Origin of the sequence: Streptomyces luteolifulvus (genome assembly GCF_008806595.1) — a bacterium.
In the GTDB taxonomy this organism is placed as follows: Bacteria; Actinomycetota; Actinomycetes; order Streptomycetales; family Streptomycetaceae; genus Streptomyces; species Streptomyces luteolifulvus.
This window is the reverse complement of the sequence record NZ_VZRB01000003.1, coordinates 192,312-210,424: the sequence shown is the minus strand read 5'-3', so window position 1 is coordinate 210,424 and position 18,113 is coordinate 192,312. Positions and strand designations below refer to the sequence as shown.

General features: G+C 70.3%; 15 protein-coding genes. 10 read left to right on the top strand and 5 right to left on the bottom strand.

Translation table 11 applies throughout. The features are described from left to right. The first annotated feature begins 157 nt into the window (after positions 1-157). The 5 genes from hisC to F7R91_RS05950 all read left to right on the top strand — a co-directional run bounded on the left by hisC (position 158) and on the right by F7R91_RS05950 (position 8,768). Positions 158-1,252 carry a histidinol-phosphate transaminase gene (hisC, locus tag F7R91_RS05970; RefSeq protein WP_150945225.1) on the top strand — a complete coding sequence of 365 codons (1,095 nt, stop codon included), beginning with the start codon at positions 158-160 and terminating at the stop codon, positions 1,250-1,252. A 252-nt stretch (positions 1,253-1,504) separates the two neighbouring features. Then, a complete protein-coding gene (locus tag F7R91_RS05965; protein ID WP_150945224.1) occupies positions 1,505-3,013 on the top strand; it encodes a cytochrome ubiquinol oxidase subunit I in 1,509 nt (502 codons plus the stop codon). 20 nt (positions 3,014-3,033) lie between these two features. Then, positions 3,034-4,038 carry a cytochrome d ubiquinol oxidase subunit II gene (cydB, locus tag F7R91_RS05960; protein WP_150945222.1) on the top strand — a complete coding sequence of 335 codons (1,005 nt, stop codon included), beginning with the start codon at positions 3,034-3,036 and terminating at the stop codon, positions 4,036-4,038. Positions 4,039-4,050: 12 nt separating this feature from the next. Beyond that, positions 4,051-7,569: a thiol reductant ABC exporter subunit CydD gene (gene cydD / locus F7R91_RS05955; RefSeq protein ID WP_150945220.1), complete on the top strand. Its 3,519-nt coding sequence runs from the start codon at positions 4,051-4,053 to the stop codon at positions 7,567-7,569. A gap of 134 nt (positions 7,570-7,703) precedes the next feature. Continuing rightward, positions 7,704-8,768, top strand: coding sequence for a M23 family metallopeptidase (locus F7R91_RS05950; protein WP_150945218.1), 1,065 nt, complete (start codon positions 7,704-7,706; stop codon positions 8,766-8,768). 61 nt (positions 8,769-8,829) lie between these two features. On the opposite strand, the gene F7R91_RS05945 is transcribed toward F7R91_RS05950, so the two are convergent. From F7R91_RS05945 to F7R91_RS05925, 5 genes are all read right to left on the bottom strand, one after another. Further along, on the bottom strand, positions 8,830-9,717 hold the full coding sequence (locus F7R91_RS05945; protein WP_191971367.1) for an HAD hydrolase family protein: 888 nt from the start codon (positions 9,715-9,717) through the stop codon (positions 8,830-8,832). 76 nt (positions 9,718-9,793) lie between these two features. Beyond that, positions 9,794-10,696 carry an LLM class flavin-dependent oxidoreductase gene (locus F7R91_RS05940; RefSeq protein WP_150945214.1) on the bottom strand — a complete coding sequence of 301 codons (903 nt, stop codon included), beginning with the start codon at positions 10,694-10,696 and terminating at the stop codon, positions 9,794-9,796. 52 nt (positions 10,697-10,748) lie between these two features. Continuing rightward, positions 10,749-11,192: a hypothetical protein gene (locus F7R91_RS05935; RefSeq protein ID WP_225320540.1), complete on the bottom strand. Its 444-nt coding sequence runs from the start codon at positions 11,190-11,192 to the stop codon at positions 10,749-10,751. Positions 11,193-11,217: 25 nt separating this feature from the next. Next, entirely contained in the window at positions 11,218-11,766 is a 549-nt protein-coding gene (locus F7R91_RS05930; protein WP_150945210.1) for an RNA 2'-phosphotransferase, read from the bottom strand. Positions 11,767-12,002: 236 nt separating this feature from the next. Next, positions 12,003-13,742 (bottom strand): SDR family oxidoreductase, encoded by a 1,740-nt coding sequence (locus tag F7R91_RS05925; protein ID WP_150945208.1) that lies wholly within the window; start codon positions 13,740-13,742, stop codon positions 12,003-12,005. Positions 13,743-14,000: 258 nt separating this feature from the next. Between F7R91_RS05925 and F7R91_RS05920 the strand changes: the two genes are divergently transcribed. The 5 genes from F7R91_RS05920 to F7R91_RS05900 all read left to right on the top strand — a co-directional run bounded on the left by F7R91_RS05920 (position 14,001) and on the right by F7R91_RS05900 (position 17,893). Further along, positions 14,001-14,969, top strand: a complete 969-nt coding sequence (locus tag F7R91_RS05920; protein WP_150945592.1) for an ABC transporter ATP-binding protein — start codon at positions 14,001-14,003, stop codon at positions 14,967-14,969. Further along, complete coding sequence (locus F7R91_RS05915) at positions 14,959-15,888, top strand: ABC transporter permease (protein WP_150945206.1); 930 nt, start codon at positions 14,959-14,961, stop codon at positions 15,886-15,888. The genes F7R91_RS05920 and F7R91_RS05915 overlap by 11 nt, the downstream gene beginning before the upstream one ends. Continuing rightward, the gene (locus tag F7R91_RS05910; protein WP_150945204.1) at positions 15,885-16,796 is read left to right on the top strand and encodes an ABC transporter ATP-binding protein; all 912 of its coding nucleotides are present in this window, start codon (positions 15,885-15,887) and stop codon (positions 16,794-16,796) included. The genes F7R91_RS05915 and F7R91_RS05910 overlap by 4 nt, the downstream gene beginning before the upstream one ends. A 10-nt stretch (positions 16,797-16,806) precedes the next feature. Beyond that, positions 16,807-17,526 carry an ABC transporter permease subunit gene (locus F7R91_RS05905; protein ID WP_150945202.1) on the top strand — a complete coding sequence of 240 codons (720 nt, stop codon included), beginning with the start codon at positions 16,807-16,809 and terminating at the stop codon, positions 17,524-17,526. Between the two features lie 127 nt (positions 17,527-17,653). Then, on the top strand, positions 17,654-17,893 hold the full coding sequence (locus tag F7R91_RS05900) for an SGM_3592 family protein (protein WP_150945200.1): 240 nt from the start codon (positions 17,654-17,656) through the stop codon (positions 17,891-17,893). Positions 17,894-18,113 lie beyond the last annotated feature (220 nt).

Genomic DNA, 18,113 nt, shown 5'->3' with positions numbered 1-18,113 from the left:
GACAGCCTCCCGCCGACCCCGCGCCGACGTCCCGCCGATCTCCCGCCGAAGGGAGGTCGCCCTCACCTGTACGCAGCGGGGCCGAATCCTCATAAGGTGAGCAGTATTGGAAAGCCGGTGGTGGGACGGTCCGCCGGTGGTCGCGAGGAGGACTGCGGTGAGCGAGACGAGCCCCAAGCTGCGCGCCGAGCTGGAGGGTATCCCCACCTACAAGCCGGGCAAGCCGGCCGCGGCGGGCGGCCCGGTCGCGTACAAGCTGTCGTCCAACGAGAACCCCTATCCGCCGCTGCCGGGCGTGATGGAGAGCGTGACGGCCGCCGCCTCGTCGTTCAACCGCTACCCGGACATGGCGTGCACGGGCCTGATGAACGAGCTGTCCGAGCGTTTCGGGGTGCCCCTGTCCCATCTGGCGACCGGCACCGGCTCGGTCGGTGTCGCCCAGCAGCTGGTGCAGGCGACGTCCGGACCCGGCGACGAGGTGATCTACGCCTGGCGGTCCTTCGAGGCGTACCCGATCATCACGCGGATCAGCGGCGCGACTCCGGTGCAGGTGCCGCTGACGCCGGGTGATGTGCACGACCTGAACGCGATGGCGGACGCGATCACCGACCGGACCCGGCTGATCTTCGTCTGCAACCCCAACAACCCGACGGGAACGGTCCTCCGGCGGGCCGAGCTGGAACGGTTCCTCGACCGGGTGCCCGGCGATGTGCTGGTGGTGCTGGACGAGGCGTACCGCGAGTTCATCCGCGATGTGGAGGTGCCGGACGGTGTGACGCTGTACCGGGACCGGCCGAACGTCTGCGTCCTGCGGACGTTCTCCAAGGCGTACGGTCTCGCCGGCCTGCGGGTCGGGTTCGCGATCGCCCATGAGCCGGTGGCGGCGGCGCTGCGCAAGACGGCCGTGCCCTTCGGCGTGAGTCAGCTCGCCCAGGACGCGGCCATCGCCTCCCTGCGCGCCGAGGACGAACTGCTCGGCCGGGTCGGCTCGTTGGTGTGCGAGCGCACGCGTGTGATCGACGGGCTGCGTGCGCAGGGCTGGACCGTCCCCGAGACACAGGCGAACTTCGTGTGGCTGCGGCTGGGGGACCAGACGGTCGCCTTCGCCGCCGCGTGTGAGCGGGCGGGCGCGGTCGTGCGGCCTTTCCCGGGCGAGGGTGTGCGGGTCACGGTCGGGGAGACCGAGGCGAACGACATCTTCCTGAAGGCCGCGGAGACCTTCCGCAAGGAGCTTCCGCCGGCGCAGGCGTAGGTATGGGGGTAGGCGTCGGCACGGGGTCAAGGGGCCGATCGGTCCATGCCTGATGCCGACGGGTCCATGCCTGATGAGGCGGGTGGGTCGCACTGGGGACCCCCCGCCTCTGCCGTCTCGAGCGGGCATGCGTCATAATTGCTTGTGAATGTGAACGCGTTCACAAGCGTGTCCCGATATGCTCCCTCGATCCGTGTGACACAGGGAACAAACTGCTCGTGTGGGGCACTGCGAGGCAAGGAGACTGACGACGTGGAATTGGCTTTGGCGCCGGAGACCCTGGCGCGCTGGCAGTTCGGGATCACCACCGTCTACCACTTCCTGTTCGTCCCCCTGACGATCTCGCTCGCCGCCCTCACGGCCGGGCTGCAGACCGCCTGGGTGCGCACGGAGAACGAGAAGTACCTCAGAGCCACCAAGTTCTGGGGCAAGCTCTTCCTGATCAATATCGCGATGGGCGTCGTCACCGGCATCGTGCAGGAGTTTCAGTTCGGTATGAACTGGTCGGACTACTCCCGCTTCGTCGGCGACATCTTCGGAGCCCCGCTGGCCTTCGAGGCCCTGATTGCCTTCTTCTTCGAGTCCACCTTCATCGGCCTGTGGATCTTCGGTTGGGATCGGCTGCCGAAGAAGATCCACCTCGCCTGCATCTGGATGGTCTCGATCGGCACGATCCTGTCCGCGTACTTCATCCTCGCCGCGAACTCATGGATGCAGCACCCGGTCGGCTACAAGATCAACGAGGCGAAGGGCCGGGCCGAGCTCACCGACTTCTGGCTGGTGCTGACCCAGAACACCACCCTCGCCCAGGTCTTCCACACGCTCTCGGCCGCCTTCCTCACCGGCGGTGCCTTCATGGTCGGCATCTCCGCCTACCACCTGCTGCGCAAGAAGCACATCCGCGAGATGAAGACCTCGCTGCGGCTCGGCCTGGTCACCGTCGCCGTCGGCGGTCTGCTGACCGCCGTGAGCGGCGACGTGCTCGGCAAGATCATGTTCGAGCAGCAGCCGATGAAGATGGCCGCCGCCGAGGCGCTGTGGGACGGCGAGGCGCCCGCGCCCTTCTCCGTCTTCGCCTACGGCGATGTCGACAAGGGCCACAACAAGGTCGCCATAGAGATCCCGGGACTGCTGTCCTTCCTCGCCAAGGACGACTTCAGTTCGTACGTCCCCGGCATCAACGACGTCAACAAGGCCGAGCAGGAGCAGTTCGGGCCCGGCGACTACCGGCCCAATATCCCCGTCGCCTACTGGGGCTTCCGCTGGATGATCGGCTTCGGCATGGCGTCCCTCGCCCTCGGTGTGGCCGGCCTGTGGCTCACGCGGAAGAAGTTCATGCTGCCGCAGCACCTGCGCGTCGGAGACGACGAGGTGCCGCACCTGGTCCTCTTCCGGAACAAGGCGCTCAGCCCCCAGCTCACCAGGCTGTACTGGCTGGCAGCGATCTGGACTCTGGCCTTCCCGCTGATCGCCAACTCCTGGGGCTGGATCTTCACCGAGATGGGCCGTCAGCCATGGGTCGTCTACGGCGTCCTCCAGACCCGCGACGCGGTCTCCCCCGGGGTCTCCACGGGCGAGGTCCTCACCTCGATGATCGTCTTCACCGCCCTCTACGCCATCCTTGCCGTCGTCGAGGTCAAGCTGCTGGTGAAGTACGTCAAGGCCGGCCCGCCCGAGCTCACCGAGGCCGACCTCAACCCGCCCACGAAGATCGGCGGCGACTCCCGTGACGCCGACAAGCCGATGGCCTTCTCGTACTAGGCCGAGGGAGCTGCACAGCCATGGAACTTCACGACGTCTGGTTCGTCCTCATCGCCGTCCTGTGGACCGGCTACTTCTTCCTGGAGGGCTTCGACTTCGGGGTCGGCATCCTCACCAGGCTGCTCGCCCGCGACCGGGCCGAGAAGCGGGTGCTGATCAACACCATCGGTCCCGTCTGGGACGGCAACGAGGTGTGGCTGCTCACAGCGGGTGGCGCGACCTTCGCCGCCTTCCCCGAGTGGTACGCCACCCTCTTCTCCGGCTTCTATCTGCCCCTGCTGATCATCCTGATCTGCCTGATCGTCCGGGGCGTCGCTTTCGAGTACCGGGCGAAGCGGACCGAGGAGAGCTGGCAGCGCAACTGGGAGACCGCGATCTTCTGGACCTCGCTGATCCCGGCGTTCCTGTGGGGCGTGGCCTTCGGCAATATCGTGCGGGGCGTGAAGATCGACCGGGACCTGGAGTACGTCGGCACCTTCTGGGACCTGCTCAACCCGTACGCCCTTCTCGGCGGACTGGTGACCCTGACGCTCTTCACCTTCCACGGCGCGGTGTTCACGGCGCTCAAGACGGTCGGGGACATCCGGGAACGGGCCCGGAAGCTGGCGCTGCGTGTCGGTCTCGCCACGGCCGTGTCGGCGCTGGTCTTCCTGCTGTGGACGCAGATCGACAGCGGTGACGGCGCGAGTCTCGTCGCACTCGTCGTGGCCGTCGCCGCCCTGGTCGCGGCACTGGTGGCGAACCAGGCCGGTCGTGAGGGCTGGTCATTCGCCCTGTCCGGCGTCACCATCGTGGCCGCCGTGGCCATGCTCTTCCTGACGCTCTTCCCGAACGTCATGCCGTCCTCGCTCAACGAGGACTGGAGCCTCACGGTCACCAACGCCTCGTCGAGCCCGTACACCCTGAAGATCATGACCTGGTGCGCGGCGATCGCCACACCGATCGTCCTGCTCTACCAGGGCTGGACCTACTGGGTGTTCCGGAAGCGGATCGGCACTCAGCACATCGCCGATGCCGCGCACTGAGGTGTGTTTCACGTGAAACCGATCGATCCGCGTCTGCTGCGATACGCCCGGGCCACCCGCCTCTTCCTGGCGGCAGTCGTCGGCCTGGGCGCCGTCGGTGCGGGACTGGTCATCGCGCAGGCGATGCTCATCGCCGAGGCGGTGGTCGGCGCGTTCCAGCACGGGATGTCGGTCTCCGAACTCCGCACTCCCCTGCTGCTGTTGGCCGCCGTCGCGCTCGGCCGCGCCCTGGTGTCCTGGCTCACCGAGCTCGCCGCCCACCGGGCGAGTGCGGCGGTGAAGTCGGAGCTACGAGGGCGGCTGCTGGAGCGGGCGGTGGCGCTCGGCCCCGGCTGGCTGAGCGGGCAGCGGACCGGATCACTCGTCGCCCTCGCCACACGGGGAGTCGACGCCCTCGACGACTACTTCGCGCGCTATCTCCCGCAGTTGGGACTCGCGGTGGTCGTCCCGGTGGCGGTGCTGGCGCGGATCGTGACTGAGGACTGGATCTCGGCAGCCATCATCGCCGGAACCCTGCCGCTCATTCCGGTCTTCATGATGCTGATCGGCTGGGCCACGCAGTCCCGGATGGACCGCCAGTGGCGGCTGCTGTCCCGGCTGTCGGGGCACTTCCTCGATGTGGTCGCGGGCCTCACGACCCTGAAGGTGTTCGGACGGGCCAAGGCGCAGGCCGAGTCGATCCGGCGGATCACCGGCGAGTACCGGCAGGCGACCATGCGCACCCTGCGGATCGCCTTCCTCTCCTCCTTCGCGCTGGAGCTGCTCTCCACGCTCTCGGTGGCCCTGGTCGCCGTGACGATCGGCATGCGGCTGGTCCACGGCGAGATGGACCTGTACATCGGCCTGGTCATCCTGGTGCTGGCGCCGGAGGCCTATCTGCCGCTGCGTCAGGTGGGGACGCAGTACCACGCGGCGGCGGAGGGGCTCGCCGCGGCGGAGGAGATCTTCTCGGTCCTTCAGACGCCGGTTCCGGAGTCGGGGACCGGCGCCGTGCCGGCGGGTCCCCTCACCGTCGAGCGGGTCACGGTCCGCTACCCCGGCAGGTCCGGGGACGCCCTGTCGGACGTGTCCTTCTGCGTCGAGCCGGGCGAGACCGTGGCGCTCGTCGGGCCGAGCGGTGCGGGTAAGTCGACGCTGCTGAACGTGCTTCTGGGGTTCGTACGGCCGAGTTCGGGGCGGGTCCTGGCGGGGGGAGCCGATCTCGCCGACGTCGATCTGGAGCAGTGGCGTTCGCGGATCGCCTGGGTGCCGCAGCGACCGCACCTGTTCGCGGGGACGATCACCGAGAACGTGCGGCTCGCCCGGCCCGACGCGGACGAGGCAGAGGTACGGCGGGCGCTCGCGGACGCGGGGGCGCTGGAGTTCGTGGACGCACTGTCCCAGGGGCCCGACACCCTGCTCGGCGAGGACGGGGCCGGACTGTCCGCGGGCCAGCGTCAGCGGCTCGCGCTGGCCCGGGCGTTCCTCGCGGACCGGCCCGTGCTCCTGCTGGACGAGCCGACGGCCGCCCTGGACGGGGCCACCGAAGCCGAGATCGTGGAGGCGATACGCCGGCTGGCCGTCGGGCGGACGGTGCTGCTGGTGGTGCATCGGCCGGCGCTGCTGGGTGTGGCGGACCGGGTCGTACGGCTGGAGGCCCCGGGCAGCGTGGCCCGGCCGGCCCAGCCCGAGGAGCGTGCGCGCGCCCAAGCCGCAACCAAGGGGCCTCAGGCAGAACACGTCAGGGCCGAGCCCGTCACGACCACCCCTGCCGAACCGGAGACGGACCTTACGACGACTGCCGTCGGCGTGCTCGCCCGGGTCCGCGCCCTGTCCGGCGCCCGCCGCGGGCGCTTGGCCCTCGCCCTGCTGCTCGGGAGCCTCGCCCTCGGCAGTGCGGTCGGCCTCATGGCCACCTCCGGCTGGCTCATCTCGCGCGCCTCGCAGCAGCCGCCCGTGCTGTATCTGATGGTGGCCGTGACGGCGACGCGGGCCTTCGGGATCGGGCGGGCCGTCTTCCGGTACGGCGAGCGGCTGGTGTCGCACGACGCCGTACTGCGGATGCTGGCCGACACCCGGGTCGCGGTGTTCCGCCGGCTGGAGCGGCTGGCGCCCGCCGGACTGCGCAGAACCCGTCGAGGAGATCTGCTCTCCCGGCTCGTCGCCGACGTGGACGCCCTCCAGGACTACTGGCTGCGCTGGCTGCTGCCCGCCGGTTCCGCGGTCGTCGTCTCCGCCGCGTCCGTCGCCTTCACGGCCTGGCTGCTGCCCGAGGCGGGAGCCGCGCTCGCGGCCGGGCTGCTGGCGGCCGGGGCCGGAGTCCCGCTGGTGACCGGTACGGTGGCGCGGCGGGCCGAACGCAGACTGGCGCCCGCCCGTGGAGTGCTGGCGACGCGCGTGACCGATCTGCTCACCGGCACCGCGGAACTGGCCGTCGCCGGCGCCCTGCCCGCACGGACCTGCGAGGCGCGGCGGGCCGACGGCACCCTCACCCGGATCGCCTCGCGGACCGCCACCGCCACCGCGCTCGGGGACGGACTCACCGCTCTGCTCTCCGGCCTGACCGTCGCCGTGAGCGCCCTCCTCGGTGCCCAGGCGGTCGCTGCCGGACGGCTCAGCGGCGTGGCCATGGCCGTCGTCGTCCTCACCCCGCTGGCCGCGTTCGAAGCCGTGCTCGGGCTGCCGTCGGCCGTCCAGTACCGGCAGCGGGTGCGCAGAAGCGCGGAGCGCGTGTTCGAGGTGCTGGACGCCCCCGAACCCGTACGGGAGCCGGAGCTGCCGCGGCAGGCGCCCGTGTCGCCGTTCCCGGTCGTCGTCGAGGGTCTGGCCGCCCGCCACGCGGGGCAGCAGCGGAACACCCTGTCCGGACTCGACCTCAAGCTGGAGGAAGGCCGGCGGATCGCCGTGGTCGGTCCCTCGGGCTCCGGCAAGACGACGCTCGCGCAGGTGCTGCTGCGCTTCCTGGACGCGGACGCGGGCTCGTACACCCTGGGCGGCGTGGACGCTCACGCCCTGGACGGCGACGCCGTACGGCGGCTGGTGGGGCTGTGCGCGCAGGACGCGCACCTCTTCGACAGCTCGGTGCGCGAGAACCTCCTCCTCGCCAGGAAGAGCGCCACCGAGGGCGAGTTGCGCGACGCGCTCGCACGGGCCCGGCTGCTCGACTGGGCCGACAGCCTGCCCGACGGCCTCGACACCCTGGTCGGCGAGTACGGGGCACGGCTGTCGGGCGGACAGCGGCAGCGGCTTGCGCTCGCCCGTGCGCTGCTCGCGGACTTTCCCGTTCTCGTGCTCGACGAGCCCGCCGAACACCTCGACCTGCCGACGGCCGACGCGCTCACCGCCGATCTGCTGGCCGCCACCGAGGGCCGTACAACCCTGCTCATCACCCACCGGCTGGCCGGACTGGCGGCGGTGGACGAGGTGATCGTGCTGACCGACGGGCGGGTGGTGCAGCAGGGCTCCTACGCCGAGCTGGCCGCCGTCGACGGGCCCCTGCGGACGATGCTGGAGCGGGAGGCGGAGGCGGAGCTGCTGGCGGGGGCGCGCTAGCGGTCTCCGGGGCCCCGGCGGCCGAACCCGTCGCACGGCACCAGTCGGGCGTGTGCCCCGTCCGCAGCAACGGTTCCCCCAACCGTACGCCTTGAACAGGACCGCGAACCGTGGTGCGGGCCACGATCGCTGACATGCGATCACTTCGCCGCCGTCCGCTGCTCGTTCCCGTACTGCTGTGTGCGCTCGCCCTGCTCATGGCCCGCCCGGCGGGCGCGGCGGGCGACGGCGACGGCACCGAGGGCGGCACCGACTCCGGGCTCAGCGGCCAGGTGGCGCGCCTCTATGAGGACGCTGCCCTGGCCACGCAGCAGTACGAGGCGGGGCGCAGCGAGGCCGAGGCGCAGCGCGTGCGGGCGCAGCGGCTGGAGGAGCTCCTCGACCGCGAGCGGCGGGATATCGCCGTCATGCGCGGGGACCTGGGCCGTATCGCACGGGCCCAGTACCGTGACGGCGGCGGTCTGCCGCTCGCCGCGCAGATGATCCTGGCGGACAACCCGGAGGAGCTGATGCGCGGTCAGCACGCCGTGTGGCAGGCGGATCTCGCCGTCAACAACGCCATCACCAAGAGCCGCCGGGCCGAGGCACGGCTCGCCGCGGACGAGGCGAAGGCCGCCGCGGCCTGGCAGGCGCTGGACAAGCGGAACACCGAGCTCGCCGAGCTGAAGCAGGGGATCGAGCAGAAGCTCGAAGCGGCGCGGTGGCAGTTGCAGGACCAGGCGAACGCCTCCGTCGCTGCCGGTTCCTGCCGCGGTGCCGTCCGGCTGGACCAGCCTCCGACGGACCTCACGCGCGCGTGGGTCGCGCCGGTGGAGCGGTACGAGCTGTCCGCGTCGTTCGGCAGCGGCGGTTCACGGTGGGCGAACCGGCACACCGGACAGGACTTCGCGGTGCCGATCGGCACGCCCGTGCGCACGGTCGGCGCCGGCCGCGTGGTGAAGGTGTCGTGCGGTGGCCCGTTCGGCATCGAGATCGTGATCGAGCACCAGGGCGGCTACTACACCCACTACGCCCATCTCGCGGCCGTCACCGTCGACCAGGGGGAACGCGTTGCCACCGGGCAGTGGATCGGGCAGTCGGGCACGAGCGGCAACTCCACCGGACCGCATCTGCACTTCGAGGTACGGGTCACACCGGAATCGGGCTCGGCGATCAACCCGGTGCCATGGCTGACGTCGCGAGGGGTGCCGATCGGCTAGCGAACCAGGGCTGTCCGGTCGGACAGGGCGGTGCGGGTGGGGTCTCCGTCCGTGGTGGCGCCTACGCCCGTTCCGCCAGCATCCGCTCGATCACGATCGCCACACCGTCGTCGTTGTTGGCTACCGTCCGTCCCGACGCGGCCGCGAGCACATCCGGGTGTGCGTTGCCCATCGCGTACGACTGGCCCGCCCAGGTCAGCATCTCGACGTCGTTCGGCATGTCCCCGAAGGCGACGACCTCCTCGTGGGAGATGCCGCGCTCGGCGCAGCACAGGGCGAGCGTGCTGGCCTTGGAGACGCCGGGGCCGCTGATCTCCAGCAGGGCGCTGGGGCTGGAGCGGGTGACGTTGGCACGGTCGCCGATGGCGAGCCGGGCGAGGGTGAGGAACGCGTCCGGTTCCATCTCGGGGTGGAACGCGAGGATCTTGAGGACCGGCTCGTCGGCGCCGGGCCCGTCCGGCGCGAGAACCCCTTCGGCGGGTACGAGGCTGTCGGGGATCTCCATGTGCAGCTTCGGGTAGTCCGGCTCCTGGTGGAAGCCGTACGTCTGCTCGACCGCGTACATCGTGCCGGGCGCCGCCTGCCGCAGCAGCCGTACGGCGTCGAGGGCGTTCTCCCGGGCCAGTTCCCGCACCTTCACGAACCGGTGCGTGCCGGGGCCGCCGTGCAGGTCGACCACGGCGGCGCCGTTGCCGCAGATCGCCAGGCCGTGTCCATGGACGTGTCCGCTGACGACGTCCATCCAGCGGGCCGGGCGGCCGGTGACGAAGAAGACCTCGATGCCCGCCTCCTCGGCCGCCGCGAGGGCGGCGACCGTGCGCGGGGACACCGACTTGTCGTCCCGCAGCAGAGTGCCGTCGAGGTCGGTGGCGATCAGCCGGGGCGGGACGGTGCGGGCCGGGGGCGCGGGCTGTCGAGTCGCTGAGGTCACCCCGCCATTCTCCCGCATATGCCCGCACGGTCGTGCGGGAGTCCGCACAGGTGAGTGGTTACCGCCCTCACCCGCAGCGTCGCACTCCATCGGCTCAGTCCAGTTGGGCGGACGCCTCCATGGCGATCTGCTCGAAGACCTTCTCGTCCGCGGCGAAGTCCGTGCCGGCAATGGGCCAGTGGACGACGATCTCGGTGAAACCCAGGTCCCGGTGGCGTCCGGCGAAGTCCACGAACGCGTCGAGCGACTCCAGCGGCCGGGCACGGTCCGGGGTGAAACCGGTGAGCAGGATCTTGTCGAGACCGGCCGTGTCCCGGCCGATCTCGGCGCACGCGTCGGCCAGCTTCTCGGCCTGCCCGCGAATGGCCTGAACCGACTGCTCGGGCGTGCCGTCCGCATACAGCTTGGGGTCGCCGGTGGTCACCCACGCCTGTCCGTACCGCGCGGCGAGCCGTATCCCGCGCGGCCCGGTCGCGGCCACCGCGAAGGGCAGCCGGGGGCGCTGCACACAGCCCGGGATGTTGCGCGCCTCGTGGGCCGAGTAGAAGTCGCCCTCGTACGACACCGAGTCCTCGGTCAGCAGCCGGTCCAGCAGCGGGACGAACTCACCGAGCCGGTCGGCGCGCTCGCGCGGGGCCCATGGCTCCTGGCCGAGCGCGGTGGCGTCGAAGCCGTTACCGCCCGCGCCGATGCCGAGCGTGATCCGGCCGCCGGAGATGTCGTCGAGGGAGATCAGCTCCTTGGCGAGGGTCACCGGGTGGCGGAAGTTGGGCGAGGTCACCAGGGTGCCCAGGCGGAGGTGGTCGGTGGCGGCCGCGGCGGCGGTCAGCGTCGGCACAGCACCGAACCACGGGCCGTCCCGGAAACTGCGCCAGGAGAGGTGGTCGTAGGTGAAAGCGGTGTGGAAGCCGAGCTGCTCCGCGCGCTGCCAGGTGGCGCGACCTCCCTCGTGCCAGCGGCGGTGGGGGAGGATCAAGGTACTCAGACGCAGACTCATGGATTCGAGCGTATGCGGCCGAACGGGTTTCACGTGAAACGGTCACCGACGGTCATCGCACCCGACCGCTCAGCCACGGGCTGAGGCCGACCGCGACGTACTCCTTGTGGGTACGGCCGCCGGGCAGCGGCACCATCAGGAAGTGGCCGGGCGGGAAACGGCGGGCCTTCACCCAGGCGAGGCCGCCGAAGACGGAGCGCAGGAACGCGGGCACGTCGTCGCGGGGGATGTCGGGGCACTCGACGCCCTCGATGCTGATCAGTGCGTCGTCGTCCGGGTAGAGCCGCACGCTCACCCGGGGAATGCCGCCGAACTCGGCGTATGCCTCATGAGGCAGGGAGCCGTCCGGGTCGGCGATGACGCCGACGCCCGCGGCGGTGCGGCGGGATGTCTGGTCGGCGCCGATGTCATGCGTGACCTCGATCTCACGCGCGTACTCGGCGGCGATCGCCCGGAGCGCGGTGACAGCGGCCTCGGTGGTGGGGAGATGGTCCATACCACCGATCATGTCGGAAGGCAGCTCAGTGCGTCTCGGGAATTCGCAGGTACTGCGGCGGTACCGCCTTCGTCAGCCACACCCCGTTCGCGCTCACATGGAAGACATGGCCGTCGCGGTGCATGGCGCCCGCGTCCACGGACAGAACGACGGGGCGGCCCCTGCGTGCCCCGACGCGGGTCGCGGTGTCACGATCCGGCGAGAGGTGCACGTCGTGCCGGGTCATGGGCCGCAGCCCCTCGGTGCGGATCGCCTCCAGGTTGCGGGCCACGGTGCCGTGATAGAGGTACGGCGGCGGGGTCGCCGGGGACAGGCCGAGATCGACCTCGACGGTGTGGCCCTGGCTGGCGCGGATCCGGGTGCCCTCGACGGCGAACCGCCGCTTGTCGTTGGCGGCGACCACATGGTTCAGCTCGTCCCGCGTGATGCGGAATCCATGCGCGGCGGCCGCGGCCATCAGCACGTCGATCTCGACCCAGCCGCCCTCGTCCAGCGTCAGCCCGATCCGCTCCGGCTGGTGACGCAGATGCTTCGAGAGGTACTTCGACACCTTCACGGTGCGTCTTTCATTCATCCTCCCAGCCTGCCGGGAGAGATGTGAATCACGCGAATGATTTTGCTCCGGATGTTTGGTCCACAGCCAAGTGCGGTTATCCACAGGGGAATTGGCGACTCTGTGGACAACTAGACGTCGGTCCACGGGAGTTCGCCAACATCACTCGGCAGGATGGGGTTTGGGACCAATCGACCCAAGTACCAGATGTCCACTGCGCGTTCGACAGCTCGCTCTCAACTCCCTGGGGAGCCTGATCACATGGGCGGCCTCAGCCGGGCGACCGCCCGTAGCGTCCACGGTGCCAGACGGGACAGAACGCGGGCGCCCCGGGCCTCGGGGGTGACCGGGACGACGGCCTCGTTCCGCGCGACGGCCCGGAGAATCGCGTGGGCGACCTTTTCCGGTGGGTAGTTGCGCAGTCCGTACAGCCGCGCGGCGCGCTTCCGAAGGCGCTTCTCCTCCTCCGCATCGACGCCCGCGAAGCGCGCGGTCGAGGTGATGCCTGTGTTGACGATGCCGGGGCAGACCACTGTCACGCCGATCGACCGGCCTGCGAGTTCGGCGCGAAGGCACTCGCTCAGCATCAGCACGGCCGCCTTGGAGGTGCTGTAGGCGGGCAGTGTCCTGGACGGCTGATAGGCCGCTGCGGACGCGATGTTGACGATGTGGCCGCCCTGTCCCCGCTCGGCCATCCGTCCTCCGAAGAGGCGGCAGCCGTGGATGACGCCCCACAGGTTGACGTCGAGGACCTTCTTCCAGTCCTCCGGTGTGGTGTCGAAGAAGGAGCCGGCCAGGCCGATTCCGGCATTGTTGATCAGGATGTCGACCACGCCGTACTCGGCGGCGACCTTCCCGGCGAGCTTCTCCATGGCCTGCTCGTCGGAGACGTCCACCGTCTCCGCCCAGGCGGCCGGCGCGCCCAGCGTGAGGGCCGACTCGGCGGTGCGGGCGGCGGATTCGGCGTCCCGGTCGACGGCCACCAGGCGCGCGCCCGCCTCGGCGAAGGCCAGCGCAGTCGCGCGCCCGATGCCGCTGCCCGCGCCGGTGACCAGGACGAGTTGTCCGCCGAACCGGTCGGCGTACCTGCCGGTCGCTGTCGGTTCGGGCGTACCGTCCTCGGCGGCTGTCACGAACTCGGTGATCCAGGCGGCCAGTTGATCGGGCCGGGTGCGGGGGATCCAGTGCCGCGCGGGCAGCGTCCGGCGGACCGACCCGGGGGCCCACGTCTCCAGTTCGTCGTAGAGCTGCTGGGACAGGAACGCGTCCCCGAGGGGAGTGATGAGCTGCACGCGCGCGTGTGCGTACGCGTCCGTGCGAGGCCTGCGCAGCCGGGCCCGTACGTTGTCGCGGTACAGCCAGGCGCCGTGTGCCGCGTCCGTGGGCAGCGACGAGGTCGGGTAGCCGCCGCCGGGGACTTTCTCGACGCGCTCCAGGATCTTCGGCCAGCGTGTGCCGAGCGGGCCGCGCCAGGCAAGTTCGGGCAGCCTGGGCGTGTGCAGCAGGTACACGTACCAGGACTTGGCTCCCTGGTCGAGGAGTTGGCCGATGCGGCGCACAGTGGGGTGCTTCAGGCGCTTGTTGATCCAGTGGCCCATGTGGTCCAGGGAGGGACCGGACATCGAGGTGAAGGAGGCGATGCGGCCCTCGGTGCGCTTGACGGTGACGAACTCCCAGGACTGCACCGAGCCCCAGTCGTGCCCCACCAGATGCACCGGCCGGTCCGGGCTGACGGCGTCGATGACCGCGAGGAAGTCGTCCGTCAGCTTCTCCAGCGTGAACCCGCCGCGCAGCGGCCGCGGTGCGCTCGACCGGCCGTGTCCGCGGACGTCGTACAGCACGACGTGGAAGCGGGCCGCCAGTCGTGCGGCGACCTCGGACCACACCTCCTTGCTGTCCGGGTAGCCGTGCACGAGGACGACCGTCGGCCGGGCCGGGTCCCCCAGCTCGGCCACGCACAGTTCGACCCCGCCGGTCCGCACCCAGCGTTCCCTCATGCCGCCGCCCCCACTGTCCCGTCCGAACCCGCTACGTGTCCGTAACATGACACCGCGAATGTGGCAGTTGTTAGACGCCACGTCAACAGGGCTGCCCCGGCCGGGGAAAGCCACGCCGATGCGGAAAAGCGTGGCGGCGTTGTTCGACCTCAGGGTGAGAGCCCCCTAGGGACCCGTACATCTGGAGTCTGATGCGAGGACGGCTCTCCGGTCTGACGACGGCACGTGGTCCGCGTCACTACCGTCTTGGACGTGACTGTGATCGCGACCGAAAGCCTGAGCAAGCGGTTCCCCCGGGTGACCGCGCTTGACCGGCTCTCCGTGGATGTCGGGCCCGGTGTGACGGGACTCGTCGGAGCCAACGGAGCCGGCAAGTCCACACTGATCAAGATCCTGCTGGGTCTGTCCCCCGCCACCGAGGGCCGCGCCGAAGTGCTCGGCCTCGACGTCGCCACCAAGGGCGGCGCCATCCGTGAGCGGGTCGGCTACATGCCGGAACACGACTGCCTGCCGCCCGACGTCTCGGCCACCGAGTTCGTCGTCCACATGGCCCGGATGTCCGGACTCCCGCCGGCCGCCGCGCGCGAGCGCACCGCGGACACACTGCGCCACGTCGGTCTGTACGAGGAGCGCTACCGCCCCATCGGCGGCTACTCGACCGGCATGAAGCAGCGTGTGAAGCTCGCCCAGGCCCTGGTGCACGACCCGCAACTGGTCTTCCTGGACGAGCCGACCAACGGCCTCGACCCGGTGGGCCGCGACGAGATGCTCGGCCTGATCCGCCGCATCCACACCGACTTCGGCATCTCGGTCCTGGTCACCTCGCATCTGCTCGGCGAACTGGAGCGCACCTGCGACCACGTCGTCGTGATCGACGGCGGCAAGCTGCTGCGCTCCAGCTCCACCACCGACTTCACGCAGACCACCACGACCCTCGCGATCGAGGTCACCGACACCGACGCCCACCCGGACGGCACCCGCGCGGTGCGTGAAGCGCTCCACACGCGCGGGGTCGAGGTCCACGAGGGCAGCGGCCTGCCCGGCGCCGGCCACATCCTGCTGCTCACCGCGCAGGGCGAGGAGACCTACGACCTCGTCCGCGACGTGGTCGCCGACCTCGGGCTCGGCCTGGTCCGCATGGAGCAGCGCCGGCACCACATCTCGGAGGTCTTCAAGGACAGCGACGAGCAGCAGCAGCGGAAGGAGGCGGTCGGCCATGGCAGTTGAGCAGCCCCTGCAGGTCTCGCCGTCGGGCGAACAGACCCGCATCCACAACATCGGCTACCGCACCTACGACGGCCCCCGCCTGGGCCGCGCCTACGCCCGCCGCTCCCTGTACTCGCAGTCCCTGCGTGGCGCCTACGGCCTCGGCCGCTCGGTGAAGTCCAAGGTGCTGCCGATGCTGCTGTTCGTGGTGATGTGCGTGCCCGCCGCCATCATGGTCGCGGTCGCCGTCGCCACGAAGGCGAAGGACCTCCCCGTCGACTACACGCGCTACGCGATCATCATGCAGGCCGTCATCAGCCTGTACGTCGCCTCGCAGGCACCCCAGTCCGTCTCGCGGGACCTGCGCTTCAAGACCGTCCCGCTGTACTTCTCGCGGCCCATCGAGACCGCCGACTACGTACGCGCCAAGTACGCGGCGCTGGCCTCGGCGATGTTCATCCTCACCGCCGCCCCGCTGCTCGTGCTCTATGTGGGCGCGCTGCTGGCCAAGCTCGACTTCGCCGACCACACCAAGGGATTCGCGCAGGGACTCGTCTCCGTGGCACTGCTCTCACTGCTCTTCGCCGGCCTCGGCCTGGTCATCGCGTCGGTCACCCCGCGCCGCGGCTTCGGCATCGCGGCCGTGATCGCCGTCCTGACCATCTCCTACGGCGCCGTCTCCACGCTCCAGGCCATCGCCGACGCGCAGTCCCTCGGCGACGGGCAGGGCAGCGCCGGAGCCATCACCTGGATCGGCCTGTTCTCGCCCGTCACGCTCATCGACGGCCTGCAGTCCGCGTTCCTGGGTGCGAAATCGGCGTTCCCCGGCGGCGTCGGACCCACCAACGGCGAGGGAGTGGTGTACGTCCTGGTCACCCTCGGCCTCATCGCCGCCGCATACGGCCTCCTGATGCGCCGCTACCGAAAGGTCGGACTGTGACCACGCTCAACATCGACCATGTATCGCGCTGGTTCGGCAATGTGGTTGCCGTCAACGACATCACCATGACGATCGGCCCCGGCGTCACCGGCCTCCTCGGCCCCAACGGCGCCGGAAAGTCCACCCTCATCAACATGATGGGCGGCTTCCTCGCCCCCTCCACCGGAACCGTCACCCTCGACGGGCAGCAGGTGTGGCGCAACGAGAGCATCTACCGGCACATCGGCCTCGTCCCCGAGCGCGAGGCGATGTACGACTTCCTCACCGGACGCGAATTCGTCGTCGCCAACGCCGAGTTGCACGGCCTGGGCGCCAAGGCAGCCCAGAAGGCGCTCGCCACGGTCGAGATGGAGTACGCGCAGGACCGGAAGATCGCCACCTACTCCAAGGGCATGCGGCAGCGGGTGAAGATGGCGTCCGCGCTGGTCCACGACCCGTCGCTGCTCCTGCTCGACGAGCCCTTCAACGGCATGGACCCGCGCCAGCGCATGCAGCTCATGGACCTGCTGCGGCGCATGGGAGACGAGGGCCGCACGGTGCTGTTCTCCTCCCACATCCTCGAAGAGGTCGAGCAACTCGCCCGGCACATCGAGGTCGTCGTCGCGGGCAGGCACGCGGCCAGCGGCGACTTCCGCAGGATCCGCCGTCTGATGACCGACCGCCCGCACCGCTACCTGGTGCGCTCCAGCGACGACCGCGCGCTCGCGGCGGCGCTGATCGCCGACCCGTCGACCTCCGGCATCGAGGTCGACCTCGCGGAGGGCGCGCTGCGCATCCAGGCCGTCGACTTCGGCCGCTTCACGGCCCTGCTGCCGAAGGTCGCCAAGGACCACGGCATCCGGCTGCTCACGGTCTCGCCGTCCGACGAGTCCCTCGAGTCCGTCTTCTCGTATCTCGTCGCCGCGTAGGAGGCCGAAGATGTACGACCCCACAGTCGCCCGGCTCACCTACCGGGCCCTGCTCGGCCGTCGCCGGGCCCTCATCCTGGGCGCGCTGCCCCTGCTGCTGATCGCCATCTCCGTGGTGGTGCGCGGCCTCGCCGGAGCCGACGACCAGACGGCCTCGGACCTGCTGGGCGGGCTGGCGCTCGCCACGATGGTGCCGATCATCGGCGTCATCGCCGGCACCGGAGCGATCGGACCGGAGATCGACGACGGCTCCGTGGTGTATCTGCTGTCCAAGCCGGTCAAGCGTCCGACGATCATCTTCACGAAACTGATCGTGGCGATCGCGGTGACGATGGTGTTCTCCGCGGTGCCGACGTTCATCGCGGGCTTCATCCTCAACGGCAACGGCCAGCAGATCGCCGTCGCCTACACGGTGGCCGCACTGGTCGCCTCCATCGCCTACGCGGCGATCTTCCTGCTGCTGGGCACGGTGTCGCGGCACGCGGTGGTGTTCGGCCTCGTTTACGCACTGGTCTGGGAGGCGCTGTTCGGCTCCCTGGTGTCGGGCGCGCGCACGCTCAGCGTCCAGCAGTGGTCGCTGGCCGTCGCCCACAAGGTCGCGGGCGGGGACCTGGTGACCTCCGACGTCGGGCTGACGACCGCGACGATCCTGCTGGCCGTCGTCACCGTCCTCGCCACCTGGTACGCCGGACAGAAGCTGCGGACGCTGACGCTGGCCGGCGAGGAGTGACCACGCCGTCTTGACGGGGGCTTCACCTCTGTCCGGCCACACTGGGCAAAGGGGATGCACAAGGACGCACCACGACGCACGAGGACACACGGAGACGCACGGAGACGCACGGCTGAGGGGAACGGGGATGGCAGGCGAGACATCCGAGAGCGACGGTCGCGAGCGGCCCGGGGACGTCTGGGACGAACTCGTCCTGGACGAGCAGTTCATCCGGTCCGCCGAGACGGCCGAGCCGTCCGCCCGGGCCCGGATGCTCGCCGCCCGCTGGCGTGCCGAGGAGCCCGAGCCGCAGCCGTGGCGTTCCGACGAGCCGCCCGCCGGCTGGTTCTTCAGCAAGGCGCGCCGGCGACGATGGCGCCGCCGGTAGGGACGTGAGCCGCCACTTTTAATCAGTGGCGGCCAACACGTCGTACAGGCACAGTGGTTGTGTCCACGACGCCGGGCCGGACCGGCGCCATGCACGGGGAGAGGAGCTGGGCGATGTCCCTGCACGACAGTACGCCGAGCTCCCTTCAGGGCAGCCCGCGGCGGACTCCGGAGTAGCTACCCCTCCGTCGAGTCCGTCCCGCACGGGGAACTGCCCGGGG